Consider the following 24,420-nt stretch of genomic DNA (forward strand, 5'->3'; position numbering starts at 1 on the left):
GGACCGGTCCGGGCAGGTGATCCCGGCCTGCGTAGGACCGGTCCAACACGGTGGGGCGATCGTGGCACGAGGACGCCGTACGGCGCAATCCCTCGGCGGGAAACCGTTTTCGGGTCAAGTGTTGACGGGGTTGCGGGCCGCTGTTACGTTCCGGTGCACAACCTCGTTGGACCAGTCCAACGCATCAGCAGGGGAGGTGGCCGGATGGCGAAGCTGACGATTCGTGACATCGCCGCGCTGTCCGGTGTGTCCAAGTCGACGGTCTCCCTGGTGCTGAACAACAGCCCGAAGGTCGACCCGGCGACGCGGCGGCACGTGCTGGCGGTGATGCGCCGCAACCGGTACGTCCCGAGCTTCGCGGCGACCGCGCTGGCCAAGGGCAGCACCCGGCTGATCGGGATGGTCGTGCCGGGTCTGTCCTGGCACATGGTTGCCTCGATCAACATCGGGGTGGCCGCGGTGACCGAGCGCAGCGGGTTCGACATCATCCTGTACACCGCGACCAACGACCGTGACTACGGTTCGCTGATCGACCGCATCCTCACGTCGAGCATGGTGTCCGGCCTGCTGGTGGTCAGCCACGAGCAGCCGCTGGAACCGCTCGTCCAACTGCACTCCGACGGCCTGCCGGTCGTCCTCGTGAACACCATCGACGCCGATGTCGCGCTGCCTTCGGTCACCGCCGACAACTACGACGGCGCGCTGACGGCCATGGATCACCTGCTCCAGCTGGGACATGAGCGCATCGCCTGTGTCCAGGGACGGATGGTCTACCGGTGCTGCCGGGACCGCTACCGCGGGTACCTGGACGCGCTCCGGTCGGCCGGCATCCAGCCCGATCCCGAGCTCACCAAGCCCGGTGACTTCCTGCCCGAGCAGATCCGCGCCCGTTCGCGGGAGCTGTTCGCGCTGCCCCCGGACCAGCGTCCGACCGCCGTGTTCGCGCACTCGGACGTGACGGCGTACGCCGTGATGACCGCCGCGGCCGAGGCCGGGCTGCGGGTCCCGGAGGACGTCTCGGTGATCGGTTTCGACGACATCGAGTCGGCGGCGCAGATCCGGCCGCCGCTGACCACGATCCAGCAGCCGTTCGTCGACATGGGCAAGCGCGCGGCCGAGATGCTGCTCCACGCGATCGGTCCCACCGACGAACCACCCACTGACGAACCTCCCGCAGAAGAGCCGACTGCAGAAGAGCCGGCCGCCGACCGGCCGCGGCTCGTGATGCCGACCAGCTTGATCGTCCGGGCGAGTTGCGGGCCGGCGCCCGTGACCCGATCCCCGCGCGGACGTTCGCAGACGACCTCCAAGGCCTGATCCGTACCGGATCGAGGTCCCGCCCGACCGCCCGATCGCAGCAGTCCCCGTTCAGGACCCCGGCGTACCGCCGGCGGGTCCGCGCTGCTGTGCGCCCTCTGGAAGGAACGTCCAGTGATCAGAAAACTGGCCACCGGCGTGACCGTCGCCCTGGTCGCGGCCGTCGCAGTGGTCGCGCCCACTGCGCGCGCCGACGCCGCCCCTGTCGAAGTCCTCCCGCCCGATGCCGTCGCCAACTTCACCGAGTTCAAGAGCCTCCCGGCCGACGCGACCCAACAGATCCCGATCACCGGCAACCCCAACTTCACCAAGGCCCTGCAGATCGCCGTCCCGAACGGCCCACAGAGTCCCGGTCTCGACGGCGAGTACGAGATCACGCTCGGCGTACCGGCCGCCGCGACCGTCACCGAAGGCGATGCGCTCGTCGCCACGCTCTGGGCACGGTCGATCTCGCCTTCGGCCGGCAACGCCCACGTGGTGTTCGAGACCGACGGTTCGCCGTACAAGAAGTCGCTCAACGCCGCGCTGCGGTACGGCACCGAGTGGCAGAAGTTCCAGTTCCCGTTCCGCGCCACCACGACGTACACGGCCGGGACCACGACCGCGGCGCATCTGAACCTCTGGCTCGGGTACGGCGCGCAGACGTTCCAGATCGCCGGCGTCTCCGTCCAGAACTGGGGACAAGGTACGCCGGCCGGCTACCCCCAGGTGACGTACGACGGCCGAGACGCGAACGCGGCCTGGCGTACGTCGGCCAACGCGCGGATCGACCAGTACCGCAAGGGGAATCTCGCGGTCTCGGTCGTCGATCCGGCCGGCAACCCGGTCAGTGGTGCGACCGTTTCCGCCGTACAGCAGACCAGCGCCTTCAAGTTCGGTGCCGCCTCGGACGGCGCGCGGCTGATTGGTGATCCGTCCAGCGGGATCGGTGCGGCCGACCTCGCGCAGTACCAGAGCAAGGCCTCGACGATCTTCAACCAAGGAGCCCTGGGCAACAATCTGAAGTGGAACCACTGGGAGAACCCGACCGAACGCGACACGATCACGCTGCCGGCGATGCAGTGGATGCGTGAGCACAGGCTGCGGATCCGCGGTCACAACCTGGTCTGGCCGTCGTGGGGATACCTGCCGCCCGATCTGAGCACGCTGCAGAACGACCCGGCCGCGTTGCGGACCCGTGTCAACAACCACGTCCTGGACGAGGCCGGTGCACTGGCCGGGATCGTCGACGAGTGGGATGTGGTGAACGAGCCGTACTCGGAGCACAGCCTGCAGGACATCCTCGGGCCGAACGAGATCGCGTCGTGGTTCCAGCTCGCGCACCAGGCGGACCCGAATGCGAAGCTCGCGCTCAACGACTACGGCCTGGTCGAGAACAACGGCTGGGAGACGCGGCACCGCGACCACGTGTACAACATCGTGCAGTCGCTCAAGGCCGACAACGCACCGATCGACCTGGTCGGCTTCGAGAGTCATTTCAACGGGGTGCAGCTGACGTCGCCCGACGATCTGCTGTCGATCGTGGACCAGTTCGCCGGGCTCGGGGTCAAGGTCGCGATCACGGAGTTCGACGTGGACACCGACGACCTGCAGCTGCAGGCGGACTACACCCGCGACTTCATGACCGCGATGTTCTCGAACCCGAACGTGAACCAGATCAGCAACTTCGGCCTCTGGACGAAGAACATCTACAACCCGCGTGTCGCGCTCTACAACGACGACTGGTCACCCAAGCCGAACGCACTCGTGTGGGAGGACCTGATCACCCGCCAATGGCACACCAGCGCGACCGGTCAGAGCAGTTCGGCCGGAACGTACGGAACACGCGGTTTCCTCGGTGACTACCTGGTGACAGTCACCGTGAACGGCGTGTCCAAGCAGGTCAAGGTCGCGATGCCGACCACGGCCGGCGCGTCGGTCAGGGTGATCGCCGACGGCATCGCGACAACCGTCCGCACGGATCAGCCGAACCCGATCGGCGACGGCGACTTCGAGAGCGGCACCCGAGGCTGGACACCTCTCGGCACCGGCCCCGCGACCGCGGCGAACGCACACAGCGGCCACACCGCACTGTCGCTGAGCCCGGGCTCCGGCGTCACGCAGAACCTGACTGGCATCACCCCGGGCACGAGCTACCTGCTCTCGGGATGGGGTCGTCTGAACGGCGGCGGAACCCAGTGCTACGTCGGCGTACGTGGGGGAACGACCGCAGGTACGCCGACGTTCCAGTACGTCCTGTCATACGCCGATGAACGTGCCTACACACAGAAGCTGGCCGCCTTCACACCACCGACCGGGACGAAGTGGGTTCAGGCGTTCGCCTGGTCGAACCCCGGTACGACCACAACTGTGTGCACCCTCGACGACCTCGCCATCACGCCCACGGCCGGCACGCCACCGCCGGCCCAGGGTCCGCCGACGACAGCGCCGTACCTGCCGACGCCTTCGGTGCTTGCGAACGGGTCGTTGGAGAACCAGTCGAACACCACGGGCTGGTACTGCCTGGGCACGTGCACGTTGAAGAACGCGTCGACGACTCCACACGGCGGCAGTGGCGATCTGTCGGTGACTGGCAGGGAGGCCGCCTGGGCCGGTCCGGCACAGGGTGTGTCGGTGGTCAACGGCGGTCTGTACGACTCGTCGGCGTGGGTGCGCCTGGCCAGTGGTTCGGACACCGCGATGGTGAGTCTGAAGCTCACTACCTCGACCGGATCGACCACGGTCCGCCTCGGCACAGCTCCCGTCACGAGCACCGGCTGGACCCAGCTGTCGGCCGCCAACGCGCAGGTGAGCTGGACCGGCTCGCTGACCAAGGCCGAGTGGTGGATCAGTACGACGACCGGTGCCGGCAACCTGCTGGTGGACGACGTCTCCTTCGCTCCGATGGCGAAGACCGTCGCCGATCCGGGCACCGGCCCTGCGGAGACCACGTTCAACCCGGTGCAGCCGACCGCGGCCTGCGTCGTACACAACACGGTCGACAACTCGTACACGGCGTACTTCGGGTACAACAACGCGAACAACTACTACATCCCGGTCCCGGTCGGCGCGGACAACGCGTTCAGCCCCGGACCGTCCGATCGCGGCCAGACCGTCTCGTTCCTGCCCTTCCAGCGACCGCGGCGCGTGGCGGTCACCTGGGACGGCAGCCCACTCACCTGGCGGCTCGGCGCACTGACCCAGACCGCGTCGTCGACCACGCCGGCCTGCAGCTAAGTCACTGGAGGAACACTCATGTCATCACGCATCTCACGACGGACACTGCTCCGCGGGGCCGCCGGACTGGCCGGCGCCGGGGCACTGGCCGGCTGCTCGGCCAACGATGGAGCCGGCGACGCCAAGGGGTCGAAGGCCGCGACGACCATCACCTACTGGGACTGGTACGCCAGCCAGGCCGGCTGGGTCGACAACGAGATCAAGCTGTTCCAGGAGGCCCATCCCGGGATCGCGGTCAAGAAGACCACACAGGTCAGTGACAAGTACGCCGACCTGGTGTCGCTGGCGTACCGGAGCAACAACGCGCCGGACATCCTGATGGTGCCGAAGAGCCCGCAGTTGAGCCAGCAGATCTCGCAGAGCTGGCTCATGCCGCTGGACAAGTGGGCGACCGACGCCTGGCAGGGACGGTTCCCGGAGAACAGCTTCGTCGAGGGCGTCGACGTCTTCAGCGGGAAGGTCTACACGGCGCCGTTCGCCGCGCCGGCTCCGTCGCTGCAGCTCTACGTCCACCACGGTGTGTTCAAGGACGCCGGGCTGACGAACGCGGACGGCAGCGTGAAGCTCCCGAAGACCTGGGACGAGGTCACCGGTGCCGCGGAGGCGATCGCGTCGAAGAGCGGTGGCAAGGTCGCGCCGTTCGGCTTCGGCAACTCGACGAACACGACCCTGGCCTGGTGGCTGGATCTGTTCGTCCGTGGCGCCGGTACCCCGGGTGGTGCGGCCGTCGGTGGGATCGACGGGATGGACTACCGGGTCGGCAAGTGGACGTTCGGCACGGACCGGAACTACCTCGACGTCATCAACCTGCTGCTCGAGTGGAAGAACAAGAACTGGTTCTACCCGAACTCGATGAGCATCTCCGACGAGCAGGCCCGGGCCTTCTTCGAACGCGGCCGGTTCGGGATGACTGTCGGCGGCGTGTGGAACCAGCCCGAGTGGACCAAGCACAAGTTCACCGACTACAGCCTGGTCACGCTGCCGACGCCGACGGCCGGTGAGCCGAAGGCGCTGTTCTACGGCCCGCCCGGCGGGAAGTTCGTCGCGGTCAACGCGAAGACGCCGCACGCCGACGAGGCGTGGGCCTGGTTCGACTGGCTGTACAGCCCCGACGCGGGGAAGCGGTGGGTCGAGCAGGGCCAGGGACTCTCGGTGTACGCGAAGAACAACGACCCGAAGAGCGTGACCTTCGCACCGTTCTCGCAGTATGTCGCGATGTCGGGCGCAGCGGTCGTCGGGCCGCAGCCGACGATCCGGAACCCGAAGGTGTCGGCCGTTCAGCTGCCCGGGGTGAAGCCGGACATCAACGACGTACTCGCCGGCGTCTACACCGGACAGCTGAAGGATCCGCAGGCCGCGCTGAACGAGCTGACGGACAAGATGAACCAGGCGTTGGGCGACGCGATCAAGAAGGCGCCCGGAGTCAGCGCGAAGGACTTCACATTCGCCGACTGGGACCTGGCCAAGCCCTACACCACCAAGCCGGGCGCCTGATGGTGATGACCGCCACGGTTCGCGACGACGTCGCCCGCGCCGAGCCACCGCGCTCGGCCGGGCGGCGTCGCGCGCGCCGCCGGACCTACCTGTGGTCGTACGTGTACCTGGCGCCGATGATGGTGCTTCTGCTGGTGTTCGTGGTGTACCCGATCATCGCCTCGCTCGGTTACACCTTCTACAAATGGGACGGGATCGGCGATCCGTCCGACTTCGTGGGGCTGGGCAACTTCCGGCAGATCGTCCACGACAGCATCTTCTGGCGGTCCCTCGGACACACCTTCGTGTACGCCGCGTTCGTCGTACCGATCCAGCTCGTCCTTGCGTTGGCGCTCGCGCTCGTCCTGAACAACAAGAAGCTGCGGTTCGCGTCGTTCTACCGCACGTTGTTCTTCCTGCCGGTCGTCACGTCCGCCGCGGTGATCGGGGTCGTGATCCAGCTGCTGGTGTCGAACTTCGGCGACTCGATCAACGACCTGCTGCTGAAGCTGCACCTGATCGACCGCCACATCGACTGGCTGGGGGATCCGCACTTCGCGCTCGGGATCATCATCCTGGTCGGGATCTGGCACACGTTCGGCTACAACCTCGTGTACTTCCTCGCGGGCCTGCAGACCATCCCGGAGGAGCTGTACGAGGCCGCCCGCCTGGACGGTGCGGGCCGGTTCGCGACCTTCCGGTACATCACGATCCCGATGCTGCGCGCGGTCGGCGTGGTGATCGTGATCCTCGCGGTGATCGGGACGTTCCAGATCTTCGATCTCGTGCAGGTGCTGACGAGCGGCGGACCGTTCTTTGCCACCGAGGTGGTGAACACGTACATCTACCACCTGGCGTTCGGCGGGAGTAACGCGAACGCAGTACAACCGGACATCGGCCTCGCCTCCGCCGCGTCCTTCGTGTACGGCGTACTGCTCATCGCCTTCTCGGTCGTGCAGGTCGTCGTACTGCGCTCTCTCGCAAAGCGCCGCGGGACGGGAGGTCTGGCATGACGCGCAGTCGAGCAGTGACCGCGATGACGCATGTCGCGCTGCTGGTCAGTGGGCTCGCGTGGCTCTATCCGTTGTTCTGGGCGCTCGGGAGTTCGCTGAAGAGCGACGACGACTTCTTCACCGACGGGCTGAATCCGATGCCGTCGCACTTCCTCTGGGCGAACTACCTGAACGCCTGGCAGGAGGCCTCGTTCAGCCGGTACTTCATGAACACTATTCTGATCACCTTAGGAACGGTGGTGATTACTTTAGTAGTCACTTCCTGCGCGGGATACGTACTTGCCCGTACACGGTTCCCGGGGCGTGGGTTCTGTCTCGGGCTGGTGTCCGCGACCCTGTTCCTGCCGCACGGGTACACGATCATCCCGGTGTTCGACCTGATGCAGCGGCTGCATCTGCTGAACAGCCTGTGGTCGGTGATCATCGTCCAGGCGTCCGGGGGAGTGGTCTTCGGGACGTTCCTGTTCATGGGGTACTTCATGGCCGTCGACCGCGAGCTCGAGGACGCCGCCCAGGTCGACGGCGCGAACTTCCACCAGACGTTCGCGCGGATCATGCTGCCGCTGTCCGGTCCGATGCTGGCCACCGTCGGCCTGTTCACCGCGATCACGGCGTGGAACAGCTTCTTCATCCCGCTGGTGTTCACGCTCGGCCGGCCGGAGCTCCGCACGCTGGCAATCGGGATGTACGCGTTCATCGGCGAGAACTCGACCGAGTGGACGCTGCTCTGCGCGGGAACCGTCATCACGCTCGCGCCGATCATCCTGCTCTTCGTTCTCCTGCAGCGTTTCTTCGTCAACGGCCTGGCCGGCGCGGTCAAGCAATAGAGGGGGTTCCATGCCAAACGCAGTGCGAACCGCGATCGTCGGCACCGGTCACCGGGCCCAGCTCTTCACCGAGGGCCTGGCCAAGCGTGACGGGTACGACGTGGTCGCGTTGTGCGACCCGAACTCGGTACGGATGGCGTTCCACAACCGCATGCTGCTCGCGGCAGGCCGCCGTACGGCGCACCTGTGGCCGCCGGCGCGGTACGACGAGATGTTGCGGGTGGAGCGGGTAGAGCTCGTGGTGGTGACGAGCGTTGACTCGACCCACGATCGGTACATCGAGGCCGCGTTGCGGGCTGGTGTGCGGGTGATCTGCGAGAAGCCGATGACGACCGACGCGGTGAAGGCGCAGAGCATCCTGGACACGGTTCGTGAGACGGGCGGCTCGTTGTCGGTCGCCTACAACTACCGGTTCAACCCGGTGCATCGGCGGGTGCGTCAACTGCTGGCCGAGGGCGCGATCGGCAGGGTGCATTCGGTGCATTTCGAGTGGATGCTCGACGTCTCGCACGGTGCGGACTACTTCCGGCGCTGGCATCGCGACAAGTCGAACTCGGGCGGGCTGATGGTGCACAAGGCCAGCCACCACTTCGATCTCGTGAACTGGTGGCTCGGCGCCGAGCCTCGGACGGTCTACGCCCGCGGACAGTTGGCGTTCTACGGGCCTGGTCACGAGCACGGGTACGCGCGGGACTACGTACGAGCGCACGGATCCAGCGATGCGGTGGACGATCCGTTCGCGCTGCAACTGGCCGACAACGCGACGATGCGCGACCTCTACCTGGATGCGGAGGGGGAGGACGGGTACTACCGGGATCGCAATGTGTTCGCCTCAGGGGTGTCGATCGAGGACGACATGGCAGTGCTCGTCTCGTACGACACGGGTGCCACGATGACCTACCACCTGACGGCGTACTCGCCGGCCGAGGGCTACCGGGTGATGTTCAACGGATCGGGCGGACGCCTCGAACTCCATGTCGAAGAGTCGACATTTACTGGCATCACTTTGCGGCCCCTGTGGTCGGAGCCGGTCGATCACACCGTCGACCACGATCACGAGGGACATGGCGGTGCGGACCCACGGGTGCTGGCTGCCTTGCTGGACGGCGAAGAGACCGAGGGTGCCGAGGTCGCCGATGCACGTCAGGCAGCACTCGCTCTGGTGACAGGGCTGGCCGCGAACCGATCCTTCGAGACCGGGCTGCCGGTTCGGACGGCCGACATCCTCAAGCTGTGATCAGAATAGTGATCACATGACCACTATTCTGATCACGAGAGGGCGGACCGCAGGATCGCATGCGCTCCGGCGACGATCGCGTCCCGGTTGGCCTCGTACGTCGGGTCGGTGATCGCGGTCTTGTTCGTGAGGTCGAACGACAGCACCGGGACGTGCAGGTGGCCGGCCGGCATCGAGGGGTCGAGCAGGTCGCGTTGCAGAGTGTTGCGGTAGGCAACTTCATTGGAGAGGTAGCCGCCGCCGGTCCCTTCGGATGCGATCGAACCGGCCGTGGGACCGTCCGGCCGGCGTACCGGTGTGGTCTGACCGGCGGGGATCTCCAGCACGGAGGTGTTGACGCGGGTCCGGAACGGTGGAACGTCGGTCTGCGCCATCCGCGCGAGCGGCAGGCTCGAAGTCAGCCACTCCGGGCCGGTCGGCATGCTGGGGGAGACGACCGGGGCGCTGATCGTCCCGCCGCCCCAGAGGTTGTTGTTGTCGCCGATCGAGCTGACCGACCGCCGGCGTCCGTTGAAGACCTCGAGATCGAAGATGCCCACCCGGCCCTGGCTCGCTGTCATCACCAGGTCAGCGTGCTGCGGACCTGGGCGGTAGTGCGGTGCGAGAGCGTTCTCGACCATGCTGTCGTCGAAGTCGGTGTACCGGACCGGGAACATCACCGTCTGGATCTCGTACGTCGTACCGTTCACCCGCCACCGCTGACCGTCGAGGGTCAGGGCGTTGGCACCGGACGGGTTGCCGATCCTGATGTCCGCGTCGAGCGTGAACGGGTCGAAGCCGGTGACGAGGATCTTGCGGACACCCGGGGTGAAGCGGGTGCTGGTGATGCCGCGGGAGGCGTACTCGAACGAGCGGATCAGGGTGGCGCGTTCCGTCGTGCCGAGGCCGAAGGCTGGTTGCCATTGGCGCAGGGCCAGCGCCATCGAGATGCGTGCCCAGTACAGTCCGCGGTCGTCTGTCGCGGGTAGCGCGTCGGCGCCGTGGGGGTTGCGTTGAGCGCGTTGGGTCGCCGTACGCCAGAGGGCTTCGCCCTGCGTGCGGACCAGGGCTGCTGCGGCTTGACGGCTGGGGACGCGGCACAGGAGTTGCGTGAACAGGTCGACCTGGCGGTCGAAGCCCGAGCGGCGCAGGATCTCTGCGGGCACCGACGGGCCGCCGTTGACGCCCCGGCTGAGCCGCTGCTCCTCGACCGTGCCGACGATCGAGTGGTCCAGGCAGCCGGTGACCGGTCCACCGCGGAAGGCGGGCGCGGTGTCGGGGAGTGCCTGAGCGATCGGGGCGCCGGAGAGAACGGCGGTCAGCGCCAGGGCGCCGGCGACCAGGGAGCGGTGGAATGAGCTGGGGCGGAGTCTCATAAGGGGTGTCTATCAGATTTCGGAGCGGGATCCGAGAGATCCTCAGTGTTCGTGGGTACTGCAGACTGTATGCAATCTGCTACGGTCGATGAGACGGCACCGCCCCGCCGTCCGCGCGTGAGGAGACCCGCCGATGAACACCCCGACCCGCCGCAGCATCCTCACCGCCGCTCTGGCAGCAGGACTGGCCGGATGTGGGAGTCAACGGTCTGAGGAACCGGTGGTCGGAACGGTCCCGCCGACCGGAGGTTCGGTTGCCGATGGCAAGCAGGCGGTCGAGCGGTTGCTGGCGGGTAATGCGCGGTTCGTCGCCGCACGGGAACAGGACCTCGACGAGGGCATCGCCCGGCGGATCGCGGTGAGCAAAGGACAGCATCCGTTCGCAACGATCCTCGGCTGCGTCGACTCCCGGGTACCGATCGAGCTCGTCTTCGACCAGGGCCTCGGCGATGTGGTCGTCGTACGCAGCGCTGGCGGAGCACTCGACCAATCGGTGATCGGCAGCCTGGAGTTCGGGGTCGCCGAACTCCACACCCCGCTCCTGCTCGTCCTCGGCCACCAACGCTGCGGTGCCCTGGAGGCCACCATCAAGGCCCTCGACAAGCCAAGCGCCCACCCCGGGAAGCTCGGCTACCTCGTGGACACCCTCGCCCCGGCCGTCCGCCAGATCTCGGGCAAGCCCGGCGACCGCCTCACCAACGCCGTCCAGGCCAACGTCACCCACGTCCTCGCTGCGCTCCGCGAATCGCCCGTCATCGCCCCACTCGAACGCTCCGGCAAACTCCAACTGGGGGTGCTGGTAAGGAACATGTCAGCAGCGGCAAACGAGGGTCGGTTAACCGTCAGCGGTGCTGGCGCGGTGGCGTTCGAGGACTCGGTACACGGTGGGCCGCGAGACCGTGAACAGTTCGGCCAGATCGGCGATGCTGTGATCGCCTGCCTCGTGCAGGGCGACCAGGTGGCTCTGCTGGCGTGCGGACAGTTTGGGTTGTTTGCCCCGGAGCTTTCCCTTGGCTTTGGCCACGGCCATTCCTTCGCGGGTCCGCATTCGCAGGAGGTCGACTTCGAACTCGGCGAAGGTGGCCAGGATGTTGAAGAACAGCTTGCCCATGGGGTCGGTCGGGTCGTAGATGGTTCCGCCCAGTGACAGCCGGATCCCGCGAGATGCGAGGGTGTCGCCGATGTCGCGGGCGTCGGGCACCGAGCGTGCGAGCCGGTCCAGCTTCGGGACGACGAGGGTGTCGGCGGCGCGGACCGCGGCCAGGGCTTGGTCCAGTCCGGGCCGGCGCCGGTTGGCACCAGTCATGCCCTTGTCGAGATAGATCCGGTTGGCTGCCACACCGAGCTCGAGCAGGATGCCGCGTTGCGCGGTCAGGTCTTGTTCGTCGGTCGAGCAGCGGGCGTAGCCGATCAGGGTCGCTGTCACACCCCACAGCGTACGGATAGCCCCCGACCATTGAGACAATCACCGTACGGGTCTTATGAGACGTCGTGCGTCCGCTCGCTGGACTGATCTGGTCGGTGGTCACATGGTGTCCGTTAGAGGATCCCCTAACGGACCAACCACCCATCAACTCCACGACACCCGCCTTGCCTGGCAATCGTTGGTTCGCGCTGGAAGCTACGGCGAGGCCCTACTTTGCGGCACGGCGCATCCCCCGGGAGTTCAGGGCCTACAGCGGCGGCCGCGATGTTAGTGAAGCGGTTGGTGAGATCTTTGCCTCGTCGTGACCGCAGTCGGGGAATGGCTCCGTACCGGACGATGCCGAGCCGCCGGTTGGCTGAACCGCCGCAGCACGAGTGAGATGTCGGCTTCGATAGTTGTCACATGACCCTGAGCTCATGGGCAGCGAACACAGACGAGTCCCCTGTACGAGAGATTGCGTTCAGGCTGGCTGGCGAAACATAGCCCCCGGTGACTGCCACCTCGTCTCCGACCCGGCCGAGCGGCTGCCCCTCCGCGTCGACCAGCAGAGTTACTCCGTCACGCGTGTCGACCGCCCAATCCATGGGCCACACAACCTCGACGAAATCACCCGTCCGGGCACGAACTCCCAAGCAGTTTGTTGCTGGGGCGAACTCGAGAATTCCTATCAAGCGAGCTTGAAAGCGTATCATTTCCGCGCTGAGCTTTCAGATTTAGGCTGGATTGCACTCGGCTCCACCGACTGTTTGCTTGAATTACCTCAGATTGCCATCGACGCGATCGCCGCATGCATGAATGTCAGTGTCGTAAACCATGCACGGCGCTCATGGGTTTGGTTAGATTGCTTCTTGCCTCAAGGATACAACAGGACCGAGGCCTGATGTTTCTCGCTGATGTCATTGAGTCGTATAAACAATGACCCAGTCGTCGGGTCGTCACTGACGCCCAAGTGTTGACCATGTGCCACGACGTCACCCGATCCCGGCATTGTCGTAAGCCAAGGCCCACCTGAGTCGCCACCTAGGCTGACCTCCTCGTACATGGCCACGCTGCTGTATCCGTCCTCATCCCAATTCGTACTCTTCACATGCGCGACGTGCAGCCCGCTATTGACGGCGCTGAGAGCAACCGGCTGTCCGATGTACCAACTGGTTTTGAGCCCTGCAACCACGCGAAGATCCTCAGTCCATGAATCACCGACCCAGACTAACGGTGCATAACATTGACACCCCTCGATGCCAAGCAAAGCGGAATCCGTACCTTTGTGCGTCCGCACAGCTGTGCCGTACAGCTTTCCAGCTAGTTGCCATTCCCCTGCGTACCAGGTCAGATGAGCCGAGACTCCATCCCATACACAATGGTATGCCGTGCTGCCCAAGTAAACGTTCGTGGTCCACTTTCGCCATGCCCAGCCACCCGTGCAGTCATTATTATCGGGGGTGGGAGGGTGTCCGACGCCCGACCATGACAACCAGTTCCCGACAGCCCACGGGCGGAAGTCATCCATACGCCCCTGAAGTCCGGAACTCGGCTTTGGTGCATGGGACCGGAAGACCACTCTGCTGTCGTTCAATGCCTTGACTCGATCGGCCCACGCCCCCAACTGAGCGGAGTTGTTGCGCACGGACACCAGGACGCGGTTTGCCTCGGGGTCCCAGCCACCGCTCGCCCCGCTGAGGCCCGGAGCCCACTGATCCTTGGTCGAAAACAACCGATTGGCCAACTCTTCTAGCTCACCACGCGGATACTTCACCGACTGGAACTCGACCGTCAATCCCTTGGCTGCCGCCATGACCGAAGACTTCACCTGTTCAACAACTGGCGCCGAACCGTCCATCGGGCCCACCAAGGGGACTACCAGCACGCTCCGCTTCCAGTCCCATCTCAGGCCACCATCTAGCCCTGGACTCGCATTCAAAGCTTCTTGCACTAGATTGATCCGCTCCGGTCGGTCCCCCTCGCCAGTGATGTCGAGCGGTACCGGTTTATCGGTCACAGTTCCGCCCCCCTTCAGACGCAGGACAACATCCCGCTTTGGGTACGGCGCCAGGTTAGGATCCTCCGTGGTCGCCGCGCTAGCCGGACGTGCTTGAAGGGTGCTGCTTGGGCCGCGGCCGTGAGTTGCTGGCCCGGACGCGTTGGCCGTGGACGCGCAGGCTAGGCCGACGGTAATCGTGAGCAGTGCGAATAGGGTCTTCTTTGGTCTAGACATGTACCCACCCCCGGACGAACGTAAGGGCATTCGTGCCCGGATGGAAGGGGACGAGGTTTGCAGCTTGCTGCAATCGCGGGGTGCGCTGCCCGACGGCACCCGGCGCGATCGACATCAAACCGTGGCTCAGCGAGTTCGGTCCGCGAGGTGAGATCCACCAACTGGCCTGGACCACCGAGATGCTCACCAGCTACTACGCCCCCGGACGAGCCTCGTTCCTAGAACGCCTCACGTGGTCAGTTCCCTGCCAGGCTGAGGCGGCGCTGCATGTTCAACCGGACCTCGCCGTACGGCGCGACATGGGTCCAGAACAGCGGGGTCAGGCCTCGGTGGTCGACGTCGGTCATCCGGTCGGACCAGTCGCCGCCGGCCAGGACGTCTTGCACCATCAGGGTGTTGACGTAGACCAGCGCCGACTGCAGCACCCGCAGGCACAGCACGGACAGTTCTTGTTCGTCGCGCCGGTTGGTGGCGATATCGCCACCCTTGCCGAAGAAGATGACCTGGTTGCCGCCGTTCCACGACTCGACCACGTTCAGACCCTCGTTGATCTCGCGCTGCAGATCCCTGTCGCGCAGGTACCGGGCCACGAACGAGGTCTTCTGGGCGCGGCCGAGCTCGATCATCGCCTGATAGGTCGGATGGATCGCATTGGCCTTCGTGAACCGGCGCAAGATCGCATCGGTCGACGCAGTACCGGACCTGATCGCCGTTGCGTACTTGATCATCTGGTCGTACTGCTGACCGATCACATCCCACCGGATCGGGCGAGTCAACGCCGGAGCCAGCCGTGGGTAAGCGTCCGGTTCGCCGGTGGCCGGCCGGTACAGCTTCACCATGTTGATCCGCTTGATCCTCGGCAGTAGATCGAACCCGAGCAGCCGGGTCAACCCGAACCCAACCTCTGATTGGCCGTGGGAATCGACGTAGTTGCCGTCGACCTCCATCGACGTCCCGTGACGCATCGCCCCCTCGATCATCGCCGCGACCTCCGAGGCGGAGCAGTTGATCACTTGCGAGTGGATCGCCATTGACTTGCGCTCGACGTGCCAGTAGATCAGCACCCCGCGGCCGCCGTACCGCGAATGCCACTCGGTGAAGATGTTCTGGTCGAACGCACCGAAGTGCGTTGAGTCACTCGCTACCGCCGACGATCCGGCGCCCCAGACTTGCTGGCGCCGGACGGCGAAAGTGGCGTTGGCGATCTGGGTGGCCATCGCCCTGGCGACGTCGACTGACAGGTAGCGGCGTCGCACGTAGCGCAGGTCGTCTTCGGAGTGGCCGTGCTCGCCGCCGGAGATCGCGCGGATCCCGGTGTTAGTGCCATAGGCGTAGACCGCGAGCAGCAGCCGCTCGGCCAGCACCGACCGCGACAGCTCACCGCGCCCCGCCGTACCGGTCACCTGGTCCAGGCAGCCGGTGCGCAGCACCGCCTCCTTCAGCATGTCGATCAGGGGCACCGTGCCCCACCGGGTCCGGATCTCGCTCTTCAGCGCACGGAGGTTCTTCGGCTCGGGTGCGGCATCCAGCGGGGTCAGTCTGACCCCGCCCTGCTTGCCGCGGTCGCGGAACTCCACCCAGCCCAGCTGGTCGACCTGGTCATTCAGAGCGGCGAGTTCGCTGCGCAGCTCGGCCTGGAGTTCGTCGATGAACGCAGTCGGGTCTAGGGGTTTCCGTAGCGCGCTGTAGTGCTCCCGTCGGCGCGCCTCGAAGTCTCGGGGCAAGTCTTCGTCGGGATTGCGCCACCGGTCCGCGCCGACCACCCAGATCTCCTTGCAGCGCAGCCGTTCCCGCAGCGCCTGGAACGTGCACACCTCGTACGTCGACCGCACCACCTTCGTGCGGCCCCTCTCGTCGGTACGCCGAACCAGGTCCGTCCAGTCGCCCAGCACACCCTTGTGATCCGGGACGTGCTCGCCGGCCGGATAGAACGTGAACCGGCCATCCTTGTGCCGAGCCACTAGCTCCAGCGCATCCAGCACCGGCCGGTGCGTCGCGTTCGACGACCGGAACTCCAGCACATCGAGCAGCTCGATCAGGCCCCGCCGGTAATGGTTGGTGTACGAGGCCTTCAGCGTGGTCTGCACCGTGCGGCGATACACCGGGCCCTTTGTCTTGTACTCGTGCACCAGCTCCCGCAGGGTCTGCTCACCGCCACTGACCGCTGGAAAGACAACTGACCGCACCGGGCCGTCCGGAGCATCCAGCGCCGCCTCGGCGATCGCGAACAAGATGTTCTCCTTGCCCGTCACCTTCTTGAAAGCGTTCACCAGCTCCTGGGTGACGCGCTTATCGGCGCGAGCGTTGATCCGGTGCACCGTCGAGATCAGCAGATCGACCAGGACGTCGGTAATCTCCCGCTCCCGAGCATGCAGCAATGCGGCCAGCAGCGTCAGCCGCAACTCGACCGGATGGTCACGCAGATGTGACGGCGACTCCACCGCCGCCCGGGAACGCCACCCCGCCAGCACCTTCGGGGCCACATCACCGAACAAACCCGCCGGGAGCTCGATCGCGCGGACCGCGCGCAGCTTCTTGATCTCGGTCAGCATCGACTCCAGACTCACGTTGCCCGGATCGGACTTCACCAACGCCAACACCGAATCAGCGTCGTCACCGTCACCCACAGGGCCAGCCACCAGCAACCTGAGCCGCTCGGCTGTGTCCGCTGGCAGGCGAGCAGCGATCCGGCCCGTCATCGCGATCTCGGCCTGATGCAATGCGGACCGCACAAGCCGGTCGACCCGACCAACGCTCGGTGGCTCGATCCGCTGATCACGGCACCTGATCAGCAGCTGCTCGCGGACCCGGTCCCGATGCCGCTCGTCCTCACAGACCTCTACTGCCAGCCAGGCCGCCAGCTTGTCGGCATCCTCGACCGAGCACTCCCGAAAACCCAGATGCTCCCGGATCTGGGCGTGGTGATACCGGCTGGTGCGGCCCGACCACTCATACAGACCCAGCTCCGAAGCCGGCACCTTGACCTGGTCAGCAACGAACCGGACCGCGTCATCGGGCAGCGCGCTCCGGCCCTGAGGGAACTGGCCGTGCTGAGTGTAGAACTTCAGCAGCAGTACGAACCCGAGCCTGGTTGCACCACGCTTACCGGCCACGAGGCTCTGCTCGTCATCCACCAACGTCCACTTCTCGACCAGCTCGTCGAGTTCCATCGGCCTGTCCACGATCGGCGATCCTCCCGGACCCCGAACCTGAGCGCTACCCCACGCCGTTTGCCGCTGGTGACACGTTTCTTACCGGAACCCCAACTGACTGGCGCCTACTACGAACTCGACACCGGCAAGGTGACCGTCACCTGACGATAGGTTCTGGAGCTGCCCGTCTCCCGCTCCGAAAGGCGTCTCGTGGCCGACCTCGACCAACACCACCGGATGCTCCTGCGTGACACCGACACCGGCCCGGTGACCATCGCCGGAATGATCCACCGCGAGCCGACCGACGGCACGCTGCGCGGACGCGCCGAGCTGATCGCCACCGCCGGGCACTGGCCGCTGGTGGAGAGCAACGCCGGCGAGGCAGACGAGAGCTACCGCTGCTATCTCCTGTGGGGTGTGACGCCCGAGCTCTGGATGATGTACCTGGAAGACCGCACCACTCAGACGGCCGCCATCGAGTTCTTCGGCACCGACGGGGCGGAGGTCGCGGAGATCGCCCGCCGGGTGACCCTGATGTTCGAGTTGCGTCCGTACCAGCGGGACGAACTGCTGGCCGATGCCGCCCGGCTGAGCGGGCGTGAGAAGGGCCGGGCGATCCTCCGGGTCGCGCTGGCGATGGGTTCCGACGACGACCCGGAGTACTTCGGGGCAATCCTGCAGGCCTCCCACGATCCCGACCCCGACATCCGGAACGCGGCCGCCTGGTCCACGCTCTACCTGTCGAACACGGAGTCACTCATGATGCTGGCCCGGATGGCCGAGGAGGACCCGGATCCGAAGGTGCGCAAAGCGAGCGCGGAACTGCTCTCGGAAATCAGCTGACGTCAGTCGATCTGGGTGAGGTGCCCGTTGTCCACGTCGTACATGAAGCCGCCGACGAGGATGTCGTCCCCGATCAGCGGGTGTTCGCGGACGGCGGCGACGTCGCGGCGGAGCGCTTCGAGCTGGTCGGGGATGACCGAGATCGGCAGGTAACCGGCCGGTTTCCCGGCGGCCAGTTCGACCTTCTCGCGGAGCTCGTCCTCGGACATCGCGGCCATCGCGCAGCGGGTGTGCGGGATGATCATGATCCGCCGGACGCCGAGCAGCTGGACGCCGAGGATCAGCCCGGTCATCGTGATCTCGGTGACCCGCCCGCCGGCGGAACGCAGGACCTTCGCGTCGCCGGGTTTGAGCCCGAGCATCTCCAGCGGCGGGATCCGCGAGTCCATACAGGTGACCACGCCGATCCCGGCATGGGCGATCCCGTCGAATCCGCCGTAGTGGAAGTCGGCGGCGTACTCCGCGTTCGCGGCGAGCAGGTCGTCGAAGCCTTCGCTCATCGCATTGCTCCTGATACTGGGGTTCCGGCGTGCAGAATCGACATGGCGAACGGTTCCTTTCCGCAGGAGTCCGGACGAGGTGGATCAGCGGGTGCACTGGTGACCGGCACGATCCACGACCGTCCGTCGACATGCTGGACAGTGACGGTGTCGGCGCCTTCGCCGACGACCAGCAACGAATCCAGTGCCAGATCTCCGATGAATGAACGTACGGCGACCTCGGCCGCCTGACCGCGCTTGGTCCAGGTGGAGCGGCCGCGCAGCCCGGTCAGTACTGTTTCGCCGCGGTCGGCCGCGGCCAGGACCTCGACCGCCGTGTCGACCGTGAGATGCCCGTGCATGGTCCCGGCCGGCAGGTACGTCGCGGTGGGCGCGAACCGGTGCCCGCCGAGGTGATTGGCCTCCCAGACCCGACCTGGCACGCGCTCGGCCAGCCCTGCCACCAGCGGCCGTCCGAGTACGGCGCAACACTCGTCGCGCTTCCCGTTGGTACAGACCAGCACGATCGGCTCGTCGACCGGAGCCAAGGCCGGCAGCGACGCCATTGTCGCCGTGCGGTCACCGCGGGCGACCGCGCCGAGGTCGAGGTCGTTCAGCTCCGTAGGATCCACGACCCGGCCGCCAAGTAGCCACGCATTGCCCGGCCTCGTGGACGCCACGAAGACCTGGTGCGATCGCTCGACCGAGTCGGCGTGCCGGCCAGGGGAGCGGATCAGGCCGAACCGTACGTCGACCTTCTTGCACTCGTCGTCGAAGGCGCCACCGAATCTCGGGTCGAGGTGACTCTGTGTCGGCGCCTTCGCACCCCACGGACCGGGCTGCTCGACGACGACCCATCCGGTCGCGATCACCGCCGTACCCGGCAACGGCTCCTGCAGTACTCGACAGAAGGTCGAGCACAGGCCGGCGGCAGGAGCAGGGGTCCCAGGTGTCACAGCTTCACGGTACGCGACCTGAGACGGCTGTCCCTCATGATGATCATCATGTGTGCGGTGCGCCACGCCGCCCGAGCAGGAGGACGCCCAGGACAGCGGCCAGGAACGCGCACACCGCGGCCCCGGCGAAGATCGCGTGAACTTGTGAAACGGCCGCGTCGCGGAGTGCATCGACGAACGGGCGGCAGTCGCCGGGGGAGGTCGGGCAGAGCTCGTTCGGCGATTTGATGCCGTCGGCAATGGCGTAGTACCGGCGGAGGCCGATCGCGGTCAGTGCTGAGACCCCCACGAGCATGCCGACCATCCGAGCGACCACGACGAGAGCGCTCACCAGGCCGTGGCTGTCGGCGGGAGTCGCGCCGAGCATCGCGGTGTTCAACGGTGAGAGCGCCAGCCCGAATCCGAAGCCGCAGACGAGCAGTACGACGGTCGCCGGCCAGTGATCCAGCGCCGTACGGCTCCAGAACGCCATCACCACGAACATCGCGCCGGACAACCCGAGCCCGGCGCCGGTGATCAACCCGAGCCCGTGGCGCCGTGTCAGCCAGCCGCCGACGACCGCACCGACCGGCAGAGCGATCAGGAACCGCAGCAGCACCAGAGCGGCCGCCAACTGACCGCCGCCCTGCGTCGTGCGAGCAAACACCGGTACGTCGACCAGGGCCGCGATCAGCGCGCATCCGATCAGAAAACTGACCACCAGCGAACCCCACGCCGGGCGACCACTCAACAAACCACGGGGCACGATCGCGGCCGCCGTACGACGCTGCCAGAGCGCGAATGCGACCGCGAACACGGCTGCCGCGACGAGCAGCCACGGCCCGGCCGGCGACATCAGTTCGCGCTCGGGATCTGCCGTCGCGAAAGCGAGGACGACACCGGCCAGCGCGAGCGCGAGCAGCAGTGCGCCGACGAGGTCGACTCGCGAGAGCATTGCGGCCAGGTGTCCACGAGTGCGCCTCAGCACGAGGCCGAGCCAGACAAGCGCCAGGACCAGCGTGACGATCCCGATGGGCGTGAGCAGCCGGGACGTTCCGGTGAAGGGCACGAAGGGCAGACCGAGCGTCACCCCAGACGCGAGTCGATCCGGCGCTGTGAGCGTCAGGCCCAGCGCAATGCACGCGAGTAACCCGACGGCACCCGAGATCCGGGGCCGCCAGCGACCGCGGAGGAGCAGTGCGAGAACGATGGCGACGACCAGATTGAGCCAGAAAATGTACCGCCAGTCAGCCACCGCGAGTACGGCGGCGCCCAGCAGCGGACCCAGCACGGAGCCGAGCTCCTGCACCGCCCCGACCACACCCAACGGCAACCCACGCCGCTCCGCAGGCCATAGGTCGGCGACGAGCGCGAGTGTGGCCGGAACCAGCCCACCACCGCCGACACCTTGAAGAAACCGACCGGTTACCACCAGCGGCAGGTCGTAGGCGCCTGCCGTGATCAGCGACCCGACCGCGAACAGCACCAGTGCTCCGACGAGCACCGGCGTACGCCCGGCGACATCCGCGATCCGCCCGATCAGCGGCAGTACGGCGATGTACCCGAGCAGGAACCCGGAAATGATCGGCGCCGCCCGCTGCAACTCGTCCGCGGACAGCCCGACCCCAGCCATCATGTCCGGCAACGCCAGCACCACGACGTACGTGTCAGCCGCCGCAAACGCGACAGCAACCGAGGCCAGCGTGAGGCGGGTCCTCGGGGTCACGGCTTCGTGATTTCGATCTTCTCGCCGTATTTGTCCAGGGTTACGTCGTAGCTGCTGGTGGCGCCGGAGTAGAACGGGCCGGTGATGGTCGCCGAGACCAGCTGCTTGCTGCTCTTGTCGATCTTGAACGTACTCGGGAAGTCCTGGTCGGCAGGAGCCTTCGGGAAGATGCCCTGGAGGGTCTTGCCCTCGACCGAGCCGGTGACCTCGGTGAGGACCTTCGCGCCCTCGCGGGTCTCGCCCTTCACCTTGGGGTCCTTGAGCGTCGGCAGGACGGCGGTCAGGCCCTTCGCCGGATCGAGCAGGATCGCCGGGTCGGGCGCGCCGAGCCCGGCCAGCTGCGTCGGCGTGAGCTCGATGTAGCTGGGGGAGAACGACACCTTGGCGTAGACCTTGCTCCCGACCGCGACCACCTCGGCGTCGATCGGCGAACCGGACGACCGCACGGTCAGCTTGCCCTTGAACGCGGGCGCGTGCGTCGCGACGCCGTCACCGCTGGCGAGCGTCTGCGCGTTGTCCGGCAGGTCGCGCCCGGTCAGCACGATGTGCACGCTGGCGGCCTCGTCGATGGTCTTCTTGACGTCGGTCAGCAGCGCGACCGCGTCGCCGCCGGACTGGCCTCCGCCGCCGGACTCCTTCTTGTCGCTACAGCCCGCCACCGCAAGTACCACGACCGCGCACAGCGCGAGCACTCTCTTCACAGGGGTCAGCCTGCCAGATCGGGAGCGCATGCAGCGATGGGCTGAGCAACCGGTACGCCGGAGCCGTCGCGCCGCAGGTCGACAGGTGGCAGGTCGACCGGTGCGCCGCTGTTCGCGCTGGCCTTCACCGGCGCCGTGCCGATGTACCCGAGCAGCAGCCCGTCCTCGCCCTTGAGCAGCCGCTGGCAACGCACACCGCCGGTCCCGCGGCCCTTGCCCGGGTACTCGCTGAACGGCGTCAGCTTCACCGCGCCGACCTCGGTCCCCGGCAGCGCGGACGACGAGCCCGCGATGGTGACGACCTGCGCCTCGCGCCCGGTGTCCACGGCGCCGAAGAACACCACCTTCGCCTTCGCAGCGAGCCGTACGCCGGCCATGCCGCCGGCGGTCCGCCCCTGCGGCCGCACGACCGAGGCGGGGAAGTGCAGCAGTTGCGCGTCGGACGTGATGAAGCACAGCTCCTCGTCACCTGTGGTCAGCTCGACCGCGCCGATGACCTCGTCGCCGTCCTTGAGCCCGATGATCTCCCACGAGTCCCGGTTGCTGAGGTGATCCGGTACGACGCGCTTCACGACGCCACTCGTCGTACCGAGGGCGACGCCGACCGAGTCCGGATCCATCGTGGTCAGTGCCAGCGCCTTCTCGCCCGGGTCCAGCGACACGAACTCCGCGATCGGCGCGCCACCCTGCAGGTTCGGCGCGTTCGCGGTCGTCGGTACGGCGGGAAGGTCGAGCGACTCGAGCCGGATCAACCGGCCCGCACTGGTGATCAGGCCGTACTGCCCGCGGGCGGTGCTCTTCACCGCGGACACGATCGCGTCGTGCTTCGCGCGCGCGTCGCTGGGACCGAACGGCTCCACACCGTTCGTCCGCGCGAGCAGCCCTGTCGAGCTCATCAGGATCCAGCACGGGTCGTCGCTGACCTCGAGCGGCACGGCGGCCGTCTTGGTCGCGCCCGACGATTCCAGCAGCACGGTCCGCCGCGGCGTCCCGTACGTCTTCGCGACCTCGGCGAGCTCGTCGGACACCGTCTTGCGGAGCAGCGCGGCGTCCTCGATGATCGCGGTCAGCGCCTCGATCTCGCGCTCCAGCTCGCCCTTCTCGGTCTCCAGCTCGAGCTTGGAGTACTTCGTCAGCCGGCGCAGCGGCATGTCCAGGATGTAGTTCGCCTGGATCTCGGACAGGTCGTAGATCTCGATCAGCCGCGCCCGGGCCTCGGCCGAGTCGTCGCTGCTCCGGATCACCTGGATGACCTCGTCGATGTCCAGGATCGCGATCAGCAGACCGTCGACGATGTGCAGCCGGTCCTGGGCCTTCTTCCGGCGGAACTCGCTGCGCCGGCGCGTCACGTCGTACCGGTGCGCGAGGTAGACCTCGAGCAGCTCCTTCAGGCCGAGCGTGCGCGGCTGTCCCTCGACCAGGCACACGTTGTTGACGTGGAACGCGTCCTCGAGCGGGGTCATCTTGTAGAGCTGCTCAAGCAGCGCCTCGGGGACGAAGCCGTTCTTGACCTCGATGACCAGCTGCGTGCCGTGGGCGCGGTCGGTGAGGTCCTTGACGTCCGCGATGCCCTGGAGCTTCTTGCTCTGCACCAGTGTCTTGATCTTCTCGATCACCTTCTCCGGGCCGACGGAGTACGGCAGTTCGGTGACCACGATGCCCTTGCGGCGCGGGGTGACGTTCTCGACGCGCGCGGTGGCGCGCATCTTGAAGCTGCCGCGGCCGGTCGCGTACGCGTCCTTGATGCCTTCCAGGCCGACGATCTTGCCGCCGGTCGGCAGGTCCGGCCCGGGGATGAACCGCATCAGGTCGTCGAGGTCGGCACCCGGCGTCTTGATCAGGTGCCGCAGCGCCTGGATCACCTCGACCAGGTTGTGCGGGGCCATGTTGGTGGCCATCCCGACCGCGATCCCGGCGGCGCCGTTGACCAGCAGGTTCGGGAAGGCGGCCGGCAGCACGTACGGCTCGGTCTCCCGGCCGTCGTAGTTCGGCTTGAAGTCGACGACGTTCTCGTCCAGACCGGTCGTCATCGCCATCGACGGCGGCGCCATCCGGCACTCGGTGTAACGCATCGCCGCCGGACCATCGTCCAGAGATCCGAAGTTTCCGTGGCCGTCGATCAGCGGCACGCGCATCGACCACGGCTGCGCGGTCCGGACCAGGGCGTCGTAGATCGCGCCGTCGCCGTGCGGGTGGTACTTACCCATGACCTCACCGACGACGCGGGCCGACTTCACATGGCCGCGGTCGGGGCGGATGTTGTTCTCCGCCATCGAGAACAGGATCCGCCGCTGGACCGGTTTGAGGCCGTCCCGGGCGTCGGGCAGCGCCCGGGCGTAGATCACCGAGTAGGCGTACTCCAGGTAGCTGGTACGCATCTCGTCGGAGACGTCGACGTCGAGGATGCGCTCCTCGAAGTCCTCGGGTTCGGCGGTGCTGGTACGGCGTGCCATGCGGGTCTACGAACTCCTCGATCAAGCGGTACGGGCGCCGCGACGGTCCGGCGCG

The 24,420-nt window shown here is 66.7% G+C and carries 16 protein-coding genes and 1 pseudogene; 8 read left to right on the forward strand and 9 right to left on the reverse strand.

The window, feature by feature from the left end:
* The first annotated feature begins 204 nt into the window (after positions 1-204).
* The 6 genes from OHB24_RS32635 (at position 205) to OHB24_RS32660 (ending at position 9,083) form a co-directional block, all read left to right on the forward strand.
* Entirely contained in the window at positions 205-1,317 is a 1,113-nt protein-coding gene (locus tag OHB24_RS32635; protein WP_327634718.1) for a LacI family DNA-binding transcriptional regulator, read from the forward strand.
* A 114-nt stretch (positions 1,318-1,431) separates the two neighbouring features.
* Positions 1,432-4,533, forward strand: coding sequence for an endo-1,4-beta-xylanase (locus tag OHB24_RS32640; RefSeq protein ID WP_327634719.1), 3,102 nt, complete (start codon positions 1,432-1,434; stop codon positions 4,531-4,533).
* A gap of 18 nt (positions 4,534-4,551) precedes the next feature.
* Positions 4,552-6,027: an extracellular solute-binding protein gene (locus tag OHB24_RS32645; RefSeq protein ID WP_327634720.1), complete on the forward strand. Its 1,476-nt coding sequence runs from the start codon at positions 4,552-4,554 to the stop codon at positions 6,025-6,027.
* 5 nt (positions 6,028-6,032) lie between these two features.
* Positions 6,033-7,019 carry a carbohydrate ABC transporter permease gene (locus OHB24_RS32650; RefSeq protein WP_327634721.1) on the forward strand — a complete coding sequence of 329 codons (987 nt, stop codon included), beginning with the start codon at positions 6,033-6,035 and terminating at the stop codon, positions 7,017-7,019.
* Complete coding sequence (locus OHB24_RS32655; protein ID WP_327634722.1) at positions 7,016-7,846, forward strand: carbohydrate ABC transporter permease; 831 nt, start codon at positions 7,016-7,018, stop codon at positions 7,844-7,846. The genes OHB24_RS32650 and OHB24_RS32655 overlap by 4 nt, the downstream gene beginning before the upstream one ends.
* Positions 7,847-7,856: 10 nt before the next feature.
* Entirely contained in the window at positions 7,857-9,083 is a 1,227-nt protein-coding gene (locus tag OHB24_RS32660; protein WP_327634723.1) for a Gfo/Idh/MocA family protein, read from the forward strand.
* A 32-nt stretch (positions 9,084-9,115) separates the two neighbouring features.
* On the opposite strand, the gene OHB24_RS32665 is transcribed toward OHB24_RS32660, so the two are convergent.
* Positions 9,116-10,438: a hypothetical protein gene (locus tag OHB24_RS32665; protein WP_327634724.1), complete on the reverse strand. Its 1,323-nt coding sequence runs from the start codon at positions 10,436-10,438 to the stop codon at positions 9,116-9,118.
* A gap of 133 nt (positions 10,439-10,571) precedes the next feature.
* On the opposite strand from OHB24_RS32665, the pseudogene OHB24_RS32670 reads away from it, so the two are divergent.
* Positions 10,572-11,183: pseudogene (locus OHB24_RS32670) on the forward strand (carbonic anhydrase); the annotation flags it as partial.
* A 90-nt stretch (positions 11,184-11,273) separates the two neighbouring features.
* Here the strand turns inward: OHB24_RS32670 and OHB24_RS32675 are convergent.
* From OHB24_RS32675 to OHB24_RS32685, 3 genes are all read right to left on the reverse strand, one after another.
* On the reverse strand, positions 11,274-11,864 hold the full coding sequence (locus tag OHB24_RS32675) for a recombinase family protein (RefSeq protein WP_327634725.1): 591 nt from the start codon (positions 11,862-11,864) through the stop codon (positions 11,274-11,276).
* 853 nt (positions 11,865-12,717) lie between these two features.
* Positions 12,718-13,701, reverse strand: a complete 984-nt coding sequence (locus OHB24_RS32680; RefSeq protein ID WP_327634726.1) for a hypothetical protein — start codon at positions 13,699-13,701, stop codon at positions 12,718-12,720.
* A 611-nt stretch (positions 13,702-14,312) separates the two neighbouring features.
* Positions 14,313-17,258, reverse strand: a complete 2,946-nt coding sequence (locus OHB24_RS32685) for a Tn3 family transposase (protein WP_327634727.1) — start codon at positions 17,256-17,258, stop codon at positions 14,313-14,315.
* 180 nt (positions 17,259-17,438) lie between these two features.
* Here OHB24_RS32685 and OHB24_RS32690 point away from each other — a divergent pair, with 180 nt between their 5' ends.
* Complete coding sequence (locus tag OHB24_RS32690) at positions 17,439-18,071, forward strand: HEAT repeat domain-containing protein (protein WP_327634728.1); 633 nt, start codon at positions 17,439-17,441, stop codon at positions 18,069-18,071.
* Positions 18,072-18,073: 2 nt separating this feature from the next.
* Here the strand turns inward: OHB24_RS32690 and OHB24_RS32695 are convergent, their stop codons facing one another.
* From OHB24_RS32695 to OHB24_RS32715, 5 genes are read right to left on the reverse strand one after another with little or no spacing between them, the layout of a single operon-like run.
* Positions 18,074-18,571 (reverse strand): beta-class carbonic anhydrase, encoded by a 498-nt coding sequence (locus OHB24_RS32695; protein WP_327634729.1) that lies wholly within the window; start codon positions 18,569-18,571, stop codon positions 18,074-18,076.
* Positions 18,568-19,506, reverse strand: a complete 939-nt coding sequence (locus OHB24_RS32700) for a sucrase ferredoxin (protein WP_327634730.1) — start codon at positions 19,504-19,506, stop codon at positions 18,568-18,570. The genes OHB24_RS32695 and OHB24_RS32700 overlap by 4 nt, the downstream gene beginning before the upstream one ends.
* Before the next feature lie 46 nt (positions 19,507-19,552).
* Positions 19,553-21,211 (reverse strand): MFS transporter, encoded by a 1,659-nt coding sequence (locus OHB24_RS32705; protein ID WP_327634731.1) that lies wholly within the window; start codon positions 21,209-21,211, stop codon positions 19,553-19,555.
* Positions 21,208-21,912 (reverse strand): LppX_LprAFG lipoprotein, encoded by a 705-nt coding sequence (locus tag OHB24_RS32710; protein WP_327634732.1) that lies wholly within the window; start codon positions 21,910-21,912, stop codon positions 21,208-21,210. Before OHB24_RS32710 ends, OHB24_RS32705 begins: the two co-directional genes overlap by 4 nt.
* Positions 21,913-21,917: 5 nt before the next feature.
* Positions 21,918-24,365: a DNA gyrase/topoisomerase IV subunit A gene (locus OHB24_RS32715; RefSeq protein ID WP_327634733.1), complete on the reverse strand. Its 2,448-nt coding sequence runs from the start codon at positions 24,363-24,365 to the stop codon at positions 21,918-21,920.
* Positions 24,366-24,420 lie beyond the last annotated feature (55 nt).

The sequence above is a fragment of the Kribbella sp. NBC_00482 genome, from assembly GCF_036013725.1.
Classification (GTDB): domain Bacteria; phylum Actinomycetota; class Actinomycetes; order Propionibacteriales; family Kribbellaceae; genus Kribbella.